19 protein-coding genes and 2 tRNA genes are annotated in these 16,151 nt (G+C 67.1%); 11 read left to right on the forward strand and 10 right to left on the reverse strand.

What is annotated here, in order from left to right; all coding sequences use genetic code 11:
• Nucleotides 1-4: 4 nt before the first annotated feature.
• The 7 genes from tpiA to Ga0080574_RS19955 form a co-directional block, all read right to left on the reverse strand.
• Complete coding sequence (gene tpiA, locus Ga0080574_RS19925) at nucleotides 5-751, reverse strand: triose-phosphate isomerase (RefSeq protein WP_076706075.1); 747 nt, start codon at nucleotides 749-751, stop codon at nucleotides 5-7.
• A gap of 98 nt (nucleotides 752-849) precedes the next feature.
• Nucleotides 850-1,230 (reverse strand): HesB/IscA family protein, encoded by a 381-nt coding sequence (locus tag Ga0080574_RS19930; protein ID WP_076703610.1) that lies wholly within the window; start codon nucleotides 1,228-1,230, stop codon nucleotides 850-852.
• Nucleotides 1,231-1,314: 84 nt separating this feature from the next.
• Nucleotides 1,315-2,019 carry a DUF3307 domain-containing protein gene (locus Ga0080574_RS19935; protein ID WP_076703612.1) on the reverse strand — a complete coding sequence of 235 codons (705 nt, stop codon included), beginning with the start codon at nucleotides 2,017-2,019 and terminating at the stop codon, nucleotides 1,315-1,317.
• Between the two features lie 58 nt (nucleotides 2,020-2,077).
• Nucleotides 2,078-2,698, reverse strand: coding sequence for a hypothetical protein (locus Ga0080574_RS19940; protein ID WP_076706076.1), 621 nt, complete (start codon nucleotides 2,696-2,698; stop codon nucleotides 2,078-2,080).
• Between the two features lie 51 nt (nucleotides 2,699-2,749).
• Nucleotides 2,750-3,106 (reverse strand): SUF system Fe-S cluster assembly protein, encoded by a 357-nt coding sequence (locus tag Ga0080574_RS19945; RefSeq protein WP_076703614.1) that lies wholly within the window; start codon nucleotides 3,104-3,106, stop codon nucleotides 2,750-2,752.
• An 86-nt stretch (nucleotides 3,107-3,192) separates the two neighbouring features.
• The gene (locus Ga0080574_RS19950) at nucleotides 3,193-3,468 is read right to left on the reverse strand and encodes a LytTR family DNA-binding domain-containing protein (RefSeq protein WP_198039751.1); all 276 of its coding nucleotides are present in this window, start codon (nucleotides 3,466-3,468) and stop codon (nucleotides 3,193-3,195) included.
• Nucleotides 3,459-4,046 (reverse strand): hypothetical protein, encoded by a 588-nt coding sequence (locus tag Ga0080574_RS19955; RefSeq protein ID WP_076703618.1) that lies wholly within the window; start codon nucleotides 4,044-4,046, stop codon nucleotides 3,459-3,461. The genes Ga0080574_RS19950 and Ga0080574_RS19955 overlap by 10 nt, the downstream gene beginning before the upstream one ends.
• Before the next feature lie 777 nt (nucleotides 4,047-4,823).
• Between Ga0080574_RS19955 and Ga0080574_RS19960 the strand changes: the two genes are divergently transcribed.
• The 5 genes from Ga0080574_RS19960 (at nucleotide 4,824) to Ga0080574_RS19980 (ending at nucleotide 8,844) form a co-directional block, all read left to right on the forward strand.
• A tRNA-Asp gene (locus Ga0080574_RS19960) sits at nucleotides 4,824-4,900 on the forward strand.
• A 33-nt stretch (nucleotides 4,901-4,933) separates the two neighbouring features.
• Nucleotides 4,934-5,010, forward strand: a tRNA-Asp gene (locus tag Ga0080574_RS19965).
• Between the two features lie 205 nt (nucleotides 5,011-5,215).
• Nucleotides 5,216-6,247, forward strand: a complete 1,032-nt coding sequence (obgE, locus tag Ga0080574_RS19970) for a GTPase ObgE (RefSeq protein WP_076703620.1) — start codon at nucleotides 5,216-5,218, stop codon at nucleotides 6,245-6,247.
• Complete coding sequence (gene proB, locus Ga0080574_RS19975; protein ID WP_076703622.1) at nucleotides 6,235-7,341, forward strand: glutamate 5-kinase; 1,107 nt, start codon at nucleotides 6,235-6,237, stop codon at nucleotides 7,339-7,341. The genes obgE and proB overlap by 13 nt, the downstream gene beginning before the upstream one ends.
• 237 nt (nucleotides 7,342-7,578) lie before the next feature.
• Nucleotides 7,579-8,844 (forward strand): glutamate-5-semialdehyde dehydrogenase, encoded by a 1,266-nt coding sequence (locus Ga0080574_RS19980; RefSeq protein WP_076703624.1) that lies wholly within the window; start codon nucleotides 7,579-7,581, stop codon nucleotides 8,842-8,844.
• A 3-nt stretch (nucleotides 8,845-8,847) separates the two neighbouring features.
• On the opposite strand, the gene Ga0080574_RS19985 is transcribed toward Ga0080574_RS19980, so the two are convergent.
• Nucleotides 8,848-9,450 (reverse strand): histidine phosphotransferase family protein, encoded by a 603-nt coding sequence (locus Ga0080574_RS19985; RefSeq protein WP_076703627.1) that lies wholly within the window; start codon nucleotides 9,448-9,450, stop codon nucleotides 8,848-8,850.
• 28 nt (nucleotides 9,451-9,478) lie between these two features.
• On the opposite strand from Ga0080574_RS19985, the gene Ga0080574_RS19990 reads away from it, so the two are divergent.
• The 3 genes from Ga0080574_RS19990 (at nucleotide 9,479) to olsA (ending at nucleotide 11,363) form a co-directional block, all read left to right on the forward strand.
• Complete coding sequence (locus Ga0080574_RS19990) at nucleotides 9,479-9,661, forward strand: DUF3553 domain-containing protein (protein ID WP_076703629.1); 183 nt, start codon at nucleotides 9,479-9,481, stop codon at nucleotides 9,659-9,661.
• A gap of 119 nt (nucleotides 9,662-9,780) precedes the next feature.
• On the forward strand, nucleotides 9,781-10,539 hold the full coding sequence (gene olsB / locus Ga0080574_RS19995) for an L-ornithine N(alpha)-acyltransferase (protein ID WP_076703632.1): 759 nt from the start codon (nucleotides 9,781-9,783) through the stop codon (nucleotides 10,537-10,539).
• Nucleotides 10,536-11,363, forward strand: a complete 828-nt coding sequence (olsA, locus tag Ga0080574_RS20000) for a lyso-ornithine lipid O-acyltransferase (protein ID WP_076703634.1) — start codon at nucleotides 10,536-10,538, stop codon at nucleotides 11,361-11,363. Before olsB ends, olsA begins: the two co-directional genes overlap by 4 nt.
• A gap of 3 nt (nucleotides 11,364-11,366) precedes the next feature.
• Here the strand turns inward: olsA and Ga0080574_RS20005 are convergent, their stop codons facing one another.
• Nucleotides 11,367-11,987, reverse strand: a complete 621-nt coding sequence (locus Ga0080574_RS20005) for a thiamine phosphate synthase (RefSeq protein ID WP_076703636.1) — start codon at nucleotides 11,985-11,987, stop codon at nucleotides 11,367-11,369.
• 62 nt (nucleotides 11,988-12,049) lie between these two features.
• Entirely contained in the window at nucleotides 12,050-12,379 is a 330-nt protein-coding gene (locus tag Ga0080574_RS20010; protein ID WP_076703639.1) for a TfoX/Sxy family protein, read from the reverse strand.
• Between the two features lie 135 nt (nucleotides 12,380-12,514).
• Between Ga0080574_RS20010 and Ga0080574_RS20015 the strand changes: the two genes are divergently transcribed.
• The 3 genes from Ga0080574_RS20015 to Ga0080574_RS20025 all read left to right on the forward strand — a co-directional run bounded on the left by Ga0080574_RS20015 (nucleotide 12,515) and on the right by Ga0080574_RS20025 (nucleotide 16,043).
• Nucleotides 12,515-13,258 carry an RNA methyltransferase gene (locus Ga0080574_RS20015; protein ID WP_076703641.1) on the forward strand — a complete coding sequence of 248 codons (744 nt, stop codon included), beginning with the start codon at nucleotides 12,515-12,517 and terminating at the stop codon, nucleotides 13,256-13,258.
• Between the two features lie 167 nt (nucleotides 13,259-13,425).
• A complete protein-coding gene (gene ctaA / locus Ga0080574_RS20020; protein ID WP_076703643.1) occupies nucleotides 13,426-14,571 on the forward strand; it encodes a heme A synthase in 1,146 nt (381 codons plus the stop codon).
• Nucleotides 14,568-16,043 (forward strand): carboxypeptidase M32, encoded by a 1,476-nt coding sequence (locus Ga0080574_RS20025; RefSeq protein ID WP_076703645.1) that lies wholly within the window; start codon nucleotides 14,568-14,570, stop codon nucleotides 16,041-16,043. Before ctaA ends, Ga0080574_RS20025 begins: the two co-directional genes overlap by 4 nt.
• Nucleotides 16,044-16,151: the final 108 nt, after the last annotated feature.

Genomic DNA, 16,151 nt, shown 5'->3' on the forward strand with positions numbered 1-16,151 from the left:
GCGCTCAGCCCGCGCTGGCGTTGAGCGCCTCGATGATCGGCACGAAATCCGCCGCCTTCAGCGAGGCGCCGCCGACCAGTGCGCCGTCGACATTGGAGACCGCAAAGATCTCGGTCGCGTTGCCGGGCTTGACCGAGCCGCCATAGAGCAGCCGGACGGAGCGGCCCACGCCCTCGCCAAAACGCTTTTCGAGACGGGCGCGCATGAAATCATGCACTTCGCCGATCTGGTCGGTGGTGGGCACCTTGCCGGTGCCGATGGCCCAGATCGGCTCGTAGGCGATGACAAGGTTGTGCCCGGTGGCGCCGTCGGGCACCGAGCCCGCGAGCTGCCCGCCGATGATGTCGAGCGTGTTCTGCGCCTCGCGCTCGGCCAGGCTCTCGCCGACGCAGAGCACCACGTTGAGCCCGGCCTGCCAGGCGGATTTGCACTTGGCGCGCACATGTTCGTCATGCTCGTCGTGATCGGTGCGGCGTTCGGAATGGCCAAGGATCACATAGGTTGCGCCGGCATCGGCCAGCATCGGCGCCGAGATGTCGCCGGTATGGGCGCCCGAGGCATTGGCATGGCAATCCTGCCCGCCGATGGCGATGCCCTTTGCCGTCTGGGCCGCTGCCGCGACCAGCGTCGCGGGCGGGCAGATCAGCACTTCGGAAGCGCCCTGCGCTGCCGCTTCCATCCCGTCGAGCTCCGAAAGCGCCGCTTTCAGCCCGTTCATCTTCCAGTTGCCCGCGGCAAGTTTCCTGCGCATGATCTCTCCCGTTTTCATTGCGCGCCCATCATCGGGGCCGGGGCGGCGGCGTCAAGAGCGCAGGACAGAGAGACATGCCGCAGCGCGGGTGCGGCGGCTCAGTCGGCGCCGCGTTCGGCCTGAAGCTCTTCGACATCCTTGAACTTGATCGATTCGCCGCAGCCGCAGGCATCGGTCACGTTGGGATTGTTGAAGTGGAAGCCGGATTCGAGCAGCGAGGTCTGGTAGTCGATCTCGGTGCCGAAGAGGAACATCTGGGCCATGGGGGCGATCATCACCCGTGCGCCGTCCTGCTCGACGACCTCGTCATTGCCATCGGCCTCGTCGACGAAATCCATGGTGTATTCCATGCCGGCGCAGCCGCCCTTCTTGAGGCCGATTCGCAGACCGGCACGGCCGTCACGCTCCATGAGCTTGCGGACCTGTGCGATGGCGGCGGGGGTCAGGGTGACCGCCTGTTTTCCCGGAATGCCGAACATGAGAGTGCCTCCTTTACGGTCTGAATCTAGGGAGCCTGGCGTGCGGTGACAAGCGGGCGGGGCCGGGTTTTCGCGGCAGGCCCTCTAGGGGGCCGCAGCAATGAGCGCCATGGTGGCATGTGCAGCCGCCAGAGCCCAGGCGAAAGAGGCCAGCGTGCCGATGATCACGTATTCGCCGGCCTTCTGCTCCTTGGCGGCGGTGTCGAAGCGCAGCACCGATTTCGCGGCGATGAGAAAGCCGATTCCCGCCGGCTCGCCGATCAGCACCAGCAGCAGGATCATCGCCCGTTCGAGCTGGCCGATCAGCCGCCCGGCATCGGGCAGGCCCTGCGGCACCTCCTCGGCGCTGTAGCGGGCCATCAGCCGCCCGACCGCATGGCCGCCGGCGAGGATCGTGGCGATGGCGCCCGCCACGACGATGGCCGGAACGGTGAGCTGCGCCAGCCAGGGCGCCCAGAGACCCGTCGCCGCCGTGTCCGGCCTGAGCAGGGCGGCGGCGCCCAGCGTCGCCAGATGCGCGGTCTGGTCGACGATGAAGACGGTCAGCGTCGCGCGCACCGGCGCGGGCAGGGCCCAGGTCTTGACCGCGTCGATGACGAGATGCGCGCCCGCGACCGCCAGCGCCACCTGCCAGCCGCCGCCCAGCGCCGCTGCGCTCAGCGCAAAGACCAGCGCCCCGTGCAGAGCCATGATCCCCGGATGCCGCTTGCCCTCTGCCATCCCCGGGGTCTGAGCGATGAAATCGGCCAGCATATGCGCCAGCAACAGGGCGGCGAAGGTTTCGATCATGGCAAGATTGACAAGCGAAACGGCTTGCTTTCGCGGAAAGAGAGTGGAGTCGCCTGCCTCATTCCGACCCCTCCAGATAGCCGAGCGCCTCCTCCAGCGCGGGAAACCCGGCGCTCCAGAGCGCCTGATTGACCGCCTGGCGGGTGATGCCCAGCCGCTCCGCCGCCTCGGCGCGCGGCCCGGCGCCGGGCGGCAGCATCTCGCAGACCGCGCGCGCCTGTGCCGGGGTCCAGCCCTGGCTGATATGGTCGGCCAGCCGCAGCGCCGCCGCCTCGGCGCCGCCCGCCGCATGCACCATCAGCCGATGCCCGGAGAGCGTCTCCAGCAGCCGGCCCGAGGCGGTGAAGGCGGGGCCGTGGGCGATATTGGGGTTCTCGCGCTCCGCATCGCTCAGCGTGCCGTCGTCGATCGCCAGGGCGATGCGCGTGGCGCGGTCTCGGTCGAGCCGGCGCAGGCAGGCCTGGCAATAGAGGGCGGCGCGCATAGCGAGGGCAGGGCGGTCGAGCACCGCCTGCCAGCCGTCGCCGCCGCGTTGCGAAAAGCCCGCGCCGATATCGGCGCTCCAGCCGGAGATAGCCGCCACCGCCTCGCGGAGCGCCGCCATGGTCTCGCCAAGCGCCTCGGCGCTCAGGCTGGACGAATCGACGATGTCTCCGGTCAGGACGGCAATGCGGGGCATGAGAAAGCTATGGGGCTTGCTTTGCGAAAAAGCAAGCAAAACCGCTTTCTCTCACATGAAGCCCAGTTCCAGCCGCGCCTCGTCGGACATCATGTCCATGCCCCAGGGCGGATCGAACACCATCTCGACATCCACATCCTTGACGCCGGGGACCGCGCCCACCGCGTCCTGGACCCAGCCCGGCATCTCGCCGGCCACGGGGCAGCCCGGGGCGGTCAGGGTCATGATCACCTTGACCTCGTTCTCGGCGTCGATCTCGACCGTGTAGATCAGCCCGAGATCGTAGATGTTCACCGGGATCTCCGGATCGTAGACGGACCGGCAGGCCTCGACGACCGCATCGTAGAGCGGGTGCTCGGTGCTGGAGGGCGCAATCAGCGGCGCGCCTTCGAGCGGTGCATCATCCATGACCTGACCTCTGTGTCGTTTCCTGAGCGAATATATAGGAAATGATGCGGCAGGGGTAAAGGCCAACCCGGACGCTTGCCACCGGGTCAGCCAAGATGCGTGTCGATCCAGTCGCGCACCTCGGGCAGCCGCCCGCGCGCCACCGGCACGGCGTCGCCGTCGGTCAGCCGCAGCACCGGTTTGCCGCTCTCGCGGTCAAGCCCGGCCACTGTCCCCCGCGCCACCCACCAGGAGCGGTGCGGCTGGATCCCGTCGTCGGGCCTGGTCTGGGCGACGATATCGGAGAGCCGCGCGCGCATCGTTCGCGTGTCGTCGCGTAGCCGCACATGCACGTGGTGCTCGTGTGCCTCGATCAGCTGCACCTCGTCGATCGCGACGGGCTGGCCGCCCACATGCAGCAGACGCTCGGCACTGTCCTCGTCCGGGCCGCCGCGCTCCGGCGCCGGGCCTGCGGCTGGGCCCGGGGGGCAGGCTCGGCGAGCTCGGCGGGCTCGGGGGTGAGGACGCGAGGCAGCACGAAGCGCATGTAGATGGTTTCGAACAGAATCACCGTGATCGCGATGTACAGCATACGCTCAAGCAATAGCGGCCGGAGAACATCCCCTGCGAAAAAGGAAATGCCGGCCTCGACCGCCAGAAGGGTCGGCGCGAAGCTGAAGAGGCTGATAAGCGGCCAGTAGACAGCCGGTCTCGGCATGACCTGGCGAATGGCGGCCAGCGCCACGATCAGCGCGGCCTGCAAGAAGAGATAGAGCAGAAATGCGGCGAACCAGGCGAGCAGAAACAGCCCGGCTGGCAGCCGCCCGGCCAGCCCGCTGGGGTCGGCGGCGATGAGAATCACAAATACGAGGGACATGTAGCGCCAGGTCAGCCGGTGTTCGAACAGGCCGAGAAACTGCTGGGCAGTCAGCTCGATCGGCTCGAAAGTCGTGGCACGCAAATGCAGTTTCTGGCGGAGGAATCGGGGCACTGGACGAAATTTCGTTCTGACGCTCACTGGCAACAGATGCCTGTTAATGTTTAGGAATTCAAGACAATCCGTCATTTCTCATGAGGTTTTCGCCACGGAAGCCGGGTTTTGTCACATTGGGGCGTTTTTCGCTACTATGTGGCTGTAAAATTATGCTTTTTTCAATTTTTCCGTGCTGTGTTACGCGATCCGTTGTCGGGGCGGATGAATCGACCTTTTCCACGGAAACCAATCGGGGCGGTACGCTCTTTTCTCGCCATGTGGATCGCTGGACGCGCCGGATGATCGGGCGCCCTGCGTTTGGTGCGACGCTCACGAGACGGGCGCCATGCCCGCTGCGAGAAAGCCGGGCAGCCGACCGGAATTGTCGCGGCTTTCCGATGCGCAGTTTGGAACGTCAGGGGCACAGCGATTGCCGTGGAGGCGAAGGAGGCGGTCGGTGTCGTCGGGCGGGCCGCGTTTTCTCCGCCGACAGCGGGTCCGGTTGCAGGAAGCGGAGACGCCCAACAAATTTCCTTGGCGGAGAAAGACTGGAAGGCCGTCTTGACTGGCAACGCAGTTCTTTGTTTTTACGTGATAATTTCGACGTCAGCGCTTTTGTTTCGCGTCCGCGTGTTGCCCCTGACACGGTTTTGCGACGATTTCCCGGAATTTGCCGGTCATCGGCTGCCAAAAGCGCTTGACGGGGCATTGGTGCCCGCCTAGAAGGGCCTCCACATTCGGGGACGCGCTCCTCGGAGGCAGTGAGCGGTTGTAGCTCAGATGGTTAGAGTACCGGCCTGTCACGCCGGGGGTCGCGGGTTCGAGCCCCGTCAACCGCGCCACCACTGCCCCGATCCACGCACCCCGCCTGATGCGCGGTTGTAGCTCAGATGGTTAGAGTACCGGCCTGTCACGCCGGGGGTCGCGGGTTCGAGCCCCGTCAACCGCGCCACTTCTCCTTCTTCCCGGACGGTGCAGGGGCGCAGATATCGCGCCGTTTGCCTCGTTTGAAAGAGAAGAGGCGACAGGCCCGCCTTTGACCGGCCCCCGATCTTCTTCTCTTTGGCGCATACGCCTGCCGAACCGGGCCGCTTGAGAAGCGCCGGGACTCGCTGTAAACCGCGCCGCATTGCCCTCGCGCCCAGGACCGATCCGTCATGAAATTCCTCGACCTTGCCAAAGTCTATCTCCGCTCCGGCAGCGGCGGGAATGGCTGCATCTCGTTCCGGCGCGAGAAATATATAGAATTCGGCGGGCCGGATGGCGGCGACGGCGGCGATGGCGGCGATGTCTGGGCCGAGACGGTCGACGGGCTGAACACGCTGATCGATTTCCGCTATCAGCAGCATTTCTTTGCCGAGAACGGCCGTCCCGGCATGGGCCGGCAGCGCACCGGCAAGGACGGCAACGACATCGTGCTGCGCGTGCCCGTGGGCACCGAGATCCTCGACGAGGACGAGGAGACGGTGATCGCCGACATGACCGAGCTGGGCGAGCGCGTGCTGCTGGCGCGCGGCGGCAATGGCGGCTGGGGCAACCTGCATTTCAAGACCGCCACCAACCAGGCGCCGCGCCGCGCCAATCCGGGTCAGCCGGGGGTGGAGCGCACGGTCTGGCTGCGGCTGAAACTGATCGCCGATGTCGGGCTGCTGGGTCTGCCCAATGCCGGCAAGTCGACCTTCCTCGCCGCCACCTCCAATGCACGGCCGAAGATCGCCGATTACCCCTTCACCACGCTGCACCCGAATCTCGGCGTCGTGGGCGTCGATGGGCGCGAATTCGTCGTGGCCGATATTCCGGGGCTCATCGAGGGCGCGCATGAGGGCCGGGGGCTCGGCGATCTCTTCCTCGGCCATGTGGAGCGCTGCGCGGTGCTGCTGCATCTGGTCGATGGCAGCTCCGGCACGCTGCTGGAGGATTACGACACGATCATCACCGAGATCGAGGAATACGGCGCCGGGCTTGCCGACAAGCCGCGCATCACCGTGCTCAACAAGATCGACACGATGGATGACGAAGAGCGCGCCTTTCTGCGCGAAGAGCTGGAGGCGCGTTCGGGCGGCAAGGTCCTTCTGATGTCGGGGGCCTCGGGCGAGGGCACCACCGAGGTGCTGCGCGCGCTGCGGGCCTTTATCGACGACAAGCGCCTGCGCGAGGCGCCCGAGGACGACACCCCATGGCAACCCTGAGCGCGGCGACCCGCCTCGTCGTCAAGATCGGCTCGGCGCTGCTGGTGGACAAACGCACTGGCGCGTTCCGGGGCGAGTGGCTGCGCGCCATGGCCGCCGATATCGCCCGGGTGCGGGCGCGCGGCACGGATGTGATTCTGGTCTCGTCGGGCTCCATCGCGCTGGGACGCGGGCTGCTCAACCTGCCCGCCGTGACGCTGCCGCTGGAGCAGAGCCAGGCCGCCGCCGCCGTCGGCCAGATCCGGCTGGCGCGCGAATGGGAAGAGGCGCTGGCGCCGCACGGGGTGACCACGGCGCAGGTGCTGGTGACGCTGGAGGACAGCGCCGACCGCCGCCGCTATCTCAACCAGCGCGCCACGATGGAGACGCTGCTGGGCTTCGGCGTCGTGCCCATTGTCAACGAGAACGACACAATCGCCACCGACGAGATCCGCTATGGCGACAACGACCGTCTGGCGGCGCAGGTGGCGGTGACGGTGGGGGCGGATCAGCTGATTCTGCTCTCGGATGTGGACGGGTTCTATTCCGCCAACCCCGCGCAGGATCCGGGCGCGCACCGCTATGACGTGATCGAGGAGATCACCCCCGAGATCGAGGCGATGGCGGGCGATGCGGGCTCGGGGCTCTCCAAGGGCGGGATGAAGACCAAGCTGCTGGCGGCCAAGACCGCGACCGCTGCGGGCTGTGCCATGGCGATCACCGAGGGCTCGGTGCTGCACCCGCTCTCGGCGCTGGAGGCCGGCGCGAATGCCACCTGGTTCACCTCCCGGCTCGACCCGCACGCGGCGCGCAAGCGCTGGATCGCGGCGATGAAGCCCTGCGGCGAGGTGACCGTGGATGCGGGCGCGGCGCGGGCATTGGCACAGGGCCGCTCGCTGCTGCCGGTGGGGGTGACCGGGGCCGTTGGCGATTTCGGGCGCGGCGATCCGGTGGCGATCCGAGATCCGCGCGGCGCGACTCTGGGGCAGGGGCTGACCCGCTACACCGCCGCGGAGGCGCGGCAGATCCTCGGGCATCATTCCTCGGAGATCGAGGCGGTTCTGGGCTATCCGGGCCGCGCGGTGCTGGTTCACCGGGACGATATGGCGCTCTAATCGCGGGCGGGGCACCCGGTCGGACCGGTCGGCCTGCCTCCGGCGGGGATATTTTCAGCCAATGGAAACCTGCCGGGCGGGCGCTGTCGATGCGATCCGCGCTTTCATCTTTCTTCAAATACTCAAAAACAAACCAGAATGACCCGGCGCAGAGCGTCGGTGCTTCTGCATCTTCCGCTGCGGTTCCGGGGGCGTTATATGAAAGCTCTCTGAAACCGAACCCGAAGGGTGAAAGCGATGAAAGACATGAGCGATATTCCCGCGATCATGACCGAAATCGGCCGCCGCGCCAAGGCGGCCGCAGCCGAGCTCGCCTTCACCCCGCCAGCCCGCAAGACCGAAGCGCTGGAAGCCGCCGCCGAGGCGGTCTGGGCGCGCCGGGCGGAGATCGTCGAGGCCAACAAGCAGGATCTCGCCTTCGGCCGCGACAAGGGGCTGAGCGACGCGATGATGGACCGGCTGCTGCTGACCGAGGAGCGGATCAAGGGCATCGTCGACGGGCTTCGCGCCATTGCCGGGCAAGAGGATCCGGTCGGCAAGGTCATCGCCGAATGGGACCAGCCTTCGGGGCTGCATATCCAGCGCGTGCGCACGCCGCTGGGCGTGGTGGGGGTGATCTATGAATCGCGCCCCAACGTCACCGCCGATGCCGGTGCGCTTTGCCTGAAATCCGGCAATGCTGTGATTCTGCGCGGCGGTTCGGAGAGCTTCCATTCCTCCCGCGCGATCCATGATTGCCTGGTCGAGGGGCTGCGCAAGGCGGGCCTGCCCGAGGATTCGATCCAGCTCGTGCCGACCCGCGACCGTGCCGCCGTCAGCGCGCTGCTGACCATGACCGATTATGTCGACGTGATCGTGCCGCGCGGCGGCAAGGGGCTCGTCGGGCTGGTGCAGCGCGAGGCGCGGGTGCCGGTCTTTGCCCATCTCGAGGGGATCGTGCATATCTATATCGATCCGTCGGCGGACCCGGTGAAGGCGCTGAGCGTGGTGATGAATGCCAAGACCCGGCGCACCGGCATCTGCGGCGCCGCCGAATGTCTGCTGATCCATCGCGATGCGGTCGACACGATCGGTCAGGGCGTGATCCGCGCACTGGTCGAGGCCGGGGTCGAGGTGCGCGCCGATGAGGCGCTTCAGGCCATCGCCGGCACGGCGCAGGCGACCGAGGCGGACTGGGGCTGCGAATATCTCGACAAGATCATCGCCGCCAAGGTGGTCGAGGACGAGGACGCGGCGATTGCCCATATCCGGCAGTTCGGCTCGGATCACACCGATTGCATCCTTGCCGAGGACGAGGCCGCCATCGACCGCTTTGTCGAGCGGGTGGACAGCGCCATCGTCATGGTCAACGCCTCCACCCAGTTCGCCGATGGCGGCGAGTTCGGCATGGGCGCCGAGATCGGCATCGCCACCGGCAAGATGCATGCGCGCGGTCCGGTTGGGGCGGAGCAGCTCACCTCGTTCAAATACGTGGTGCGCGCCGACGGTGCCGTGCGCGGCTAGCGCTCAGGCGATCTCGATGGTGACGGCGGCCTCGCCCGCATGCACCGCCAGCTTGCGCCCGCGTTCGGGCGCAAGCATCGCCAGGCAGGCGAACTGAACCCAGGCCGGCGTCAGCTCTGTGCTTGGCGTCTCGCTGGCAAGCTGATCCCAGAGCGATGGCGCGACCGAGAGGCGCGGGCCGGTGCCGGTGATCCGCCATATTCCGTCATCATGCGAGATCTGTATCTGACCGCCCAGCGGCAGCGCCGTTTCGCAGCACAGCATCGCGAGATAGGCCAGTTGCACCTGGCTCCGCTTTGTCGCCCCCTGAGGCTGCCATTCGACGCTCAGCCGCCCGCCGCGGCAATAGTCCGTCAGCAGCTTGGCAACCTCGCGGGCGCCGATCTCCTGCTCGTCCGAGGCGCTGCCGAAGGCGACACGGAAGAAATTGATGCGTGCTGCCGCCGATGCGCAGCTCTCTTCGATCAGCGACATCTCTTCCGGCCCGGGCGTGCCGGCCAGCGCGATCAGCTCAAGCCCGTTCGAGATGGCGCCCACCGGGCTCACCAGATCGTGACACAGGCGCGACCCTACCAGCGTCGCCAATCTGGCAGTATCGTTGGACATCGGCGGCTCCCTTCAGGATGGTCAGCACATGGAAGACCTAAACGCATTACTCGAACCCGGCATGCTGGTGACGCATCCCGACCGGCCCGACTGGGGCACCGGGCAGGTACAATCCAACATCGGCGGACGTATCACAGTCAACTTCCGCGAGCAGGGAAAGGTCGTCATAGACGGAAAACGTGTTGGCCTCCTCCCGGTTTTTGACGAATAACCTAGGGGCCGAGATCTTTCGGAATGGTTAACCGCGCCTCGCGAGCGCTGGCGCCGAAAGCGGTTTCCCTCGCGCCCGTGCCGCATTAAGAACGCGAGAACGTGGAGCGAGAGGCAGGAATGGCGCTGGACGAGAGGGATTTCACGGTGCGGCTTGCGCGCGACGCGGCGGATATCGCCGCGGCCCAGCGGCTGCGCTACGAGGTCTTCGTCGAGGAGCTGGGCGGCGGCGGCGCGCTGGTCGATCACGCGCAGCGGCTGGAGCGCGACCGGTTCGACCCCTTTTTCGATCACCTGATTCTGAGCGATGCCCGGCACGACGGCGCCGTGGTCGGCGTCTACCGGCTGCTGCGCGACGATCAGGCGGCGGCGGCGGGGCAGTTCTATTCCGAGGACGAATACGATCTCACGCCACTGCGCCGTTCGGGACGGCGGCTGCTGGAGCTTGGGCGCTCCTGCCTGCATCCCGATTATCGCGGCGGCACCGCGATGATGCATCTGTGGCAGGCGCTGGCGGACTATATTGCCGAGCACGGGATCGAGATCCTGTTCGGCACCGCCTCGTTTCACGGCACCGATGTGACGCGGCTGGCGCAGCCGCTGTCGCTGCTGCATCGCCGCCACCTCGCGCCCGAGCCGCTGCGGGTGCGCTCGCGCCGGTTCCAGAGCATGGATCTGATCCCCGAGGCAGAGATCGACCGGCGGCAGGCGATGCGCGAGGTGCCGGCGCTGATCAAGGGCTATCTGCGGCTTGGCGGCGTCGTGGGCGAGGGCGCTTATGTGGATCACGCTTTCAACACCACCGATGTGTGCCTGATCATGGACACGGCGCAGCTCAACGCGAGGGCGGCGGGGATCTATACGCGGGGGCGCGGGTGAGCGGCCCGACATGGCGCGGCGACGCCCCGCCCGAAATCCGGCTGCGCGGCGCCGACTGGTTGCGGGTGGGTTGGCGCGGTCTGCTGCTGGGCGGGCTGGTGCTGCTCGGGCTGGTGCTGAAGCTGCTGCTGCGGCTGATCGAACGCCCGCTCTGCGGTCAGAGCCGCCCGGTCACGCCGTGGATTTCCCAAGGCGTCTGCCGCGCCGCCTTTGTCATCCTGGGCATTCCCGTCACCGTGTCCGGCCCGCGCATGATCGGCCCCGGCGCGCTGGTGGCCAATCATTCCTCCTGGCTCGACATCTTTGCGCTGAACGCGCGGCGCAATGTCTATTTCGTCTCCAAGGCCGAGGTTGCGAACTGGCCGCTGATCGGCTGGCTGGCGCGCGCCACCGGCACGGTGTTCATCACACGCGATCCGCGTCAGGCCGCAGAGCAGAAGCGCATCTTCGAGGAGCGGCTGCTGCACGGTCACCGGCTGCTTTTCTTCCCCGAGGGCACATCGACAGACGGGCAGCGGGTTCTGTCTTTTAAATCAACGCTGTTTGCGGCGTTTTTCAGCGAACACCTGAAGCATGAGCTGCAAGTGCAGGCTGTCACGGTGATTTATCATGCGCCAGAGGGCGAGGATCCGCGATTTTACGGGTGGTGGGGCGATATGGAATTTGGCCCGCATCTGCTCAAGCTGCTGGGCGCAAGGCATCGCGGACGGGTGGAGCTGATCTATCATCCGCCGGTGCGTGTGGATGCGCATCCCAACCGCAAGACGCTTGCCGCGCATCTCGAAGCGCAGGTGCGCGCGGCGCATCCCTCCGGCGGGGCCTGAGCCTCAGCGCATGGCGGCGATGAGCGTCTTCAGCGCCGCCGCCGCGTCTTCCTCGTCCCAGATCTCCTCGCCGATGCCGAAGAAATCGGTGACCGGCGTAAGCTCGGTCACCAGCTCCGGGGTCAGCCCGCCCTCGGCCACCACCGGCAGCTCGATCATCTGCGACCACCACTCGAAGAGTTCGCGTTCGGCCAGTGTGCCGTCGCCCAGCGAGGCGCCGCCCACCGGGCCGAAAGAGACGTAATCGGCGCCGTTTTCGCCGGCGGTCATGCCGTCATGTTTCGAGCTGCCGCAGAAGGCGCCGACGATGGCGTCGGTGCCGAGCTCCTTGCGGGCATGGCGCACCGAGCGGGAGCCATCGGTCAGGTGTACCCCGTCGAGCCCCAGCCGCTGCGCCAGCACCACATGGGTGTCGATCACCAGCGCCACGTCATGGGCATGGGCGACCTCGCGCACGGCATCGGCGGCGCGCAGCAGCTTGTCCTCGTCGCGCGTGGCGAGCGCCAGGCGGATGCAGGCGATCTCGGCCACATCGAGCACCGCGGAGAGCCGTGCGGGAAAGGCGCTGAGATCGAACTCCGGCGGGGTGATGAGATAGAGCTGGGGCAGGTCGGTTTCGGCCATGGCAGGGCTCCTCGGGTGTGATCCGGCCCCTATATCGCGTTAAACGGCGCGGTGCCAAGGGGTTACTTGGGCGGCAACGTCGCGGTGAAGGCCAGCGCCAGGTCGAGCAGGCGCGCGCGGATCTCGTCATCGGCCATGGCGTCTTCATCGGCCTCGACAAAGCCGCCCATGCGGCGCCCGCCCATGATCGCCGGCGCCACGCCGGGCAGCGCCTCGGCCTCCTCCTGCGCGTCCTTGCCGGTGCGGAAGAGCCCGCCGGCACCCCGGATGCCGCAGATCATATTGCCGTCGCGCAGGAAGCAGAGCGCGCCGAACATGCGCTTTTCTCCGAGCCCGGGCAGCGCGCCGAGCGCGTCGCGCAGGGTTTCCGCCAGTCCTTCGTCATAGGCCATGTGCGCTCCTCTCGTCGGTTCGCGCCCAGCTTATCGGGCGGAGGCCTCCGGCGGGGATATTTTTTGCCAATGGAAGCGGGCTTGCCCTTGATTTGCGGGGCCTTTACTCAGGCGGCGAGAGGATTTGGAGGGGCGATGCCCGGCGAACAGACACAACCGGCCTTTGTGCTGGTGCGGCCCCAGATGGGCGAGAATATCGGTGCCGCGGCGCGGGCGATGTGGAATTTCGGCCTCGACCGCATGCGGCTGGTGAGCCCGCGCGACGGCTGGCCGAACCCGGCCTCGGTGGCCATGGCCTCGGGCGCGGGGCGACTTTTGGACGATGCGGCGCTGCATGAGGATCTGGCGGGCGCTGTGGGCGATTGCGATCTGGTCTTTGCCACCACGGCCCGGCAGCGCGGCATGACCAAGCCGGTCTATTCGCCGGAAGAGGCGATGCGCGCGGCGGCGGCGCGGCTGGCCGAGGGGGGCCGGGTCGCCGTGCTCTTCGGGCCGGAGCGTGCGGGGATGGAGAACGCCGATGTGGCGCAGGCCAATGCGATCATCTCGGTGCCGGTGAACCCGGAATTTCCCTCGCTGAACCTCGCGCAATGCGTGCTGCTCTGCGCCTATGAGTGGCGCCGGGCGAGCGCCGAGATCGAGGCGCGGCGTGACGAGATGGCGGGGGCGGCCTGGGCCAGCGGCATCGAGGTGGAGAAGCTTGCCGAGCATTACGAGCAGCGGCTCGACGACGCGGGGTTCTTTTTCCCCGAGCACAAGGCGCCGGCGATGAAGCTGACGCTGCGCAACCTCTGGAGCCGCATGCCGCTGACCAGCGAGGATGTGCGCACGCTGCATGGGATCATGCGGCAGATGGTGCGCTGGAAGGAGCGCGGCTGAGGGTTTGCCCGGCATTGTCTGCGGGCGGTGAAAGGGGAGGCCCCGGATCGGGTCCGGGGCGGGTGTTTTGCAGCCTGCGGCGATGCGGCCCGGGCGGCGGGGTCGGGCGGGGTTGAAGCACCTCGGGGGCGGGCCTATCGTCCGACCGGATCAAGGAGAGGAACATCATGGCCGAAAAGCGCAAGCTCTTCGAAGAGGTCGGTGCCGAGGCGCCCAGGGCGCAGCCGGCGGGCGGCATGATCGACAAGGGCCGGGGCGGCGCGCGCGGCGCCATCCGGCTCTGGCTGATGCTGCTTTTTGCGCTGGTCATGGCGATGATCGTGGTCGGCGGGCTCACCCGGCTCACCGATAGCGGGCTGAGCATCACCGAGTGGAAGCCGCTCACCGGCGCGCTGCCGCCGATGAGCCAGGCCGACTGGGAGGCGGAGTTTGCGCTCTACCAGCAGATCCCGGAATTCCAGTTGCAGAACAACCAGATGACCCTTGCCGAGTTCAAGGGCATCTATTGGTGGGAATGGGGGCACCGGCAGCTTGGCCGGGTGATCGGGCTGGTCTGGGCGCTGGGTTTCGTGGGCTTTCTGGTGGCGCGCAAGATCCCCACCGGCTGGGCCGGACGGCTGCTCGGCATCGGCGTGCTGGGCGGGGTGCAGGGCGCCATCGGCTGGTGGATGGTGTCCTCGGGGCTGGAGGGCGAGATGCTTGACGTGGCCTCCTATCGGCTGGCGACGCATCTCGGGCTGGCCTTTGTCATCCTTGGCTTCATCGCCTGGTACGTATTCGCACTGGGGCGTGACGAGCGCGCGCTGATGCAGGCGCGACGCGGGCGCGAGGCCAAGCTCTTTTCCATGGGCACCGGGCTGATGCATTTCGCCTTTCTGCAAATCCTCCTCGGCGCACTGGTCGCCGGCATCGACGCCGGGCGCAGCTATACCGACTGGCCGCTGATGGCGGGCGGTTTCTTTCCGCCGCAGCCCTTCGATCTGGTGCCGCTCTGGCGTAACTTCTTCGAAGATCCGGGGCTTGTGCAGTTCATGCACCGCATGGCGGGCTATCTGCTTTTCGTCTTTGGCCTCGTGACCTGGCTCAGGGCGCGCAAATCGGCCAATGCCGACACGCGGTTCCGCTTTAACGCGGTGATGGCGATCCTGGCGCTTCAGGTCGTGCTGGGCGTGGTCACCGTGCTCTATGTGGCGCAGATGCATATCGCCATCACCCACCAGATCGGCGCCGTCGTGCTGTGGGTGCTGATCATCCGCGCGCGGTTCGGCGCGCAATATCCCAAGACCCAATCCATCCGGGGGAGTGCGACATGAGCGCCTATGACGAGTTGATGAGCTTTGAACGGGAAACCGGCGCGCTGGCGCAGGTGGCGGGCCGTCTCGGCTGGGATCAGGAAACCATGATGCCGCGCGGCGCTGCCGATCAGCGCTCCGAAGAGCTGGCGGCGATGGAATCGGTGCTGCACGCGCGGCGCACCGATCCGCGCATCGGCGACTGGCTGGAGGCGGCCGCGGGCGAGGCGCTCGACGAAGAGGGCGCCGCGCAGCTGCGCCATATCCGCCGCAGCTATGAGCGGGCGAACCGGGTGCCGGCGAAACTGGCCTCGGATCTGGCGCGGCTCACCAGCCGGGCGCATCGCGTCTGGGCCGAGGCGCGGGCGGATGACGATTTCGCCGCCTTCGCGCCGGTGCTGGCCGAGGTGGTGCAGCTCAAGCGCGAGGAGGGCGCGGCGCTGGCGGCGGGGGGCGATGTCTATGACGCGCTGCTCGACGATTACGAGCCGGGCGCCTCCGCCGTGCAGCTTGCGGAGATGTTCGGCGCGCTGCGCCCGCGCCTCGTGGCGCTGCGGCAGGCGGTGCTCGACAAGCCGCAGCCGGCGCCGCTGGAAGGCACTTTCGACGAGCAGGCGCAGATGAAGCTGTCGCGCATGGTGGCCAAGACCTTCGGCTACGAGATGGCACGCGGGCGGCTCGACAAATCGGTGCACCCGTTCACCGCCGGTAGCGGCGACGATGTGCGCATCACCACGCGGACCAATGCGCTCGATCCGTTCAACTGCCTCTATTCGACGATCCACGAGGTCGGCCATGCCTGCTATGAGCAGGCGATCCGCGGCGGCTATCGTTTCACGCCGCTGGGGCAGGGTGTCTCCATGGGCGTGCATGAGAGCCAGAGCCGGATCTACGAAAACCAGCTGGGCCGGTCGCGCGCCTTTACCGGCTGGCTCTACGAGCGGATGACCGAGCTTTTCGGCGATCTCGGGATCGGCGGGGCGGAGGCGTTCTATGCGGCGGTGAACCGGATCCATAACGGCTATATCCGCACCGAGGCGGACGAGGTGCAGTACAACCTGCATGTGTTGCTGCGCTTCGATCTCGAACGCGCGCTGATCGCCGGTGATCTCGAGGTGGCCGATCTGGAAGCCGCCTGGAACGAGCGCTTTGCCAAGGATTTCGGCTTTGCCGTCGACAAGCCTTCGGACGGGGTATTGCAGGATGTGCACTGGTCGGCGGGGCTCTTCGGTTATTTCCCCACCTACTCGCTGGGCAATGTCTATGCCGGTTGCCTGAACAAGGCGCTGCGCGCGGCCGAGCCCGATCTCGACGCGCAGCTCGCGGCGGGGGATCTGGAGAAGGCCACGGGCTGGCTGCGCGACAACGTGCAGCAATATGGCGGGCTCTACGAGCCGCGCGCGGTGATCGAGAAGGCCTGTGGCGAGGCCCCGAGCGAGGCGCCGCTGCTGGATTATCTCGAAGCCAAGTTCGGCGCGCTTTACGGGCTGTGATCCGATGCGGTGGGCAAGCCTGCCCGCCGCACAAGCTCCTCTCTTCAAACGAAAAAAAGGCGGCCAAAAACGCGGCCGCCTAGTCTTCGGGTGTTATTCACTGGTATG

The organism is Salipiger abyssi (genome assembly GCF_001975705.1).
GTDB classification, from domain to species: Bacteria; Pseudomonadota; Alphaproteobacteria; order Rhodobacterales; family Rhodobacteraceae; genus Salipiger; species Salipiger abyssi.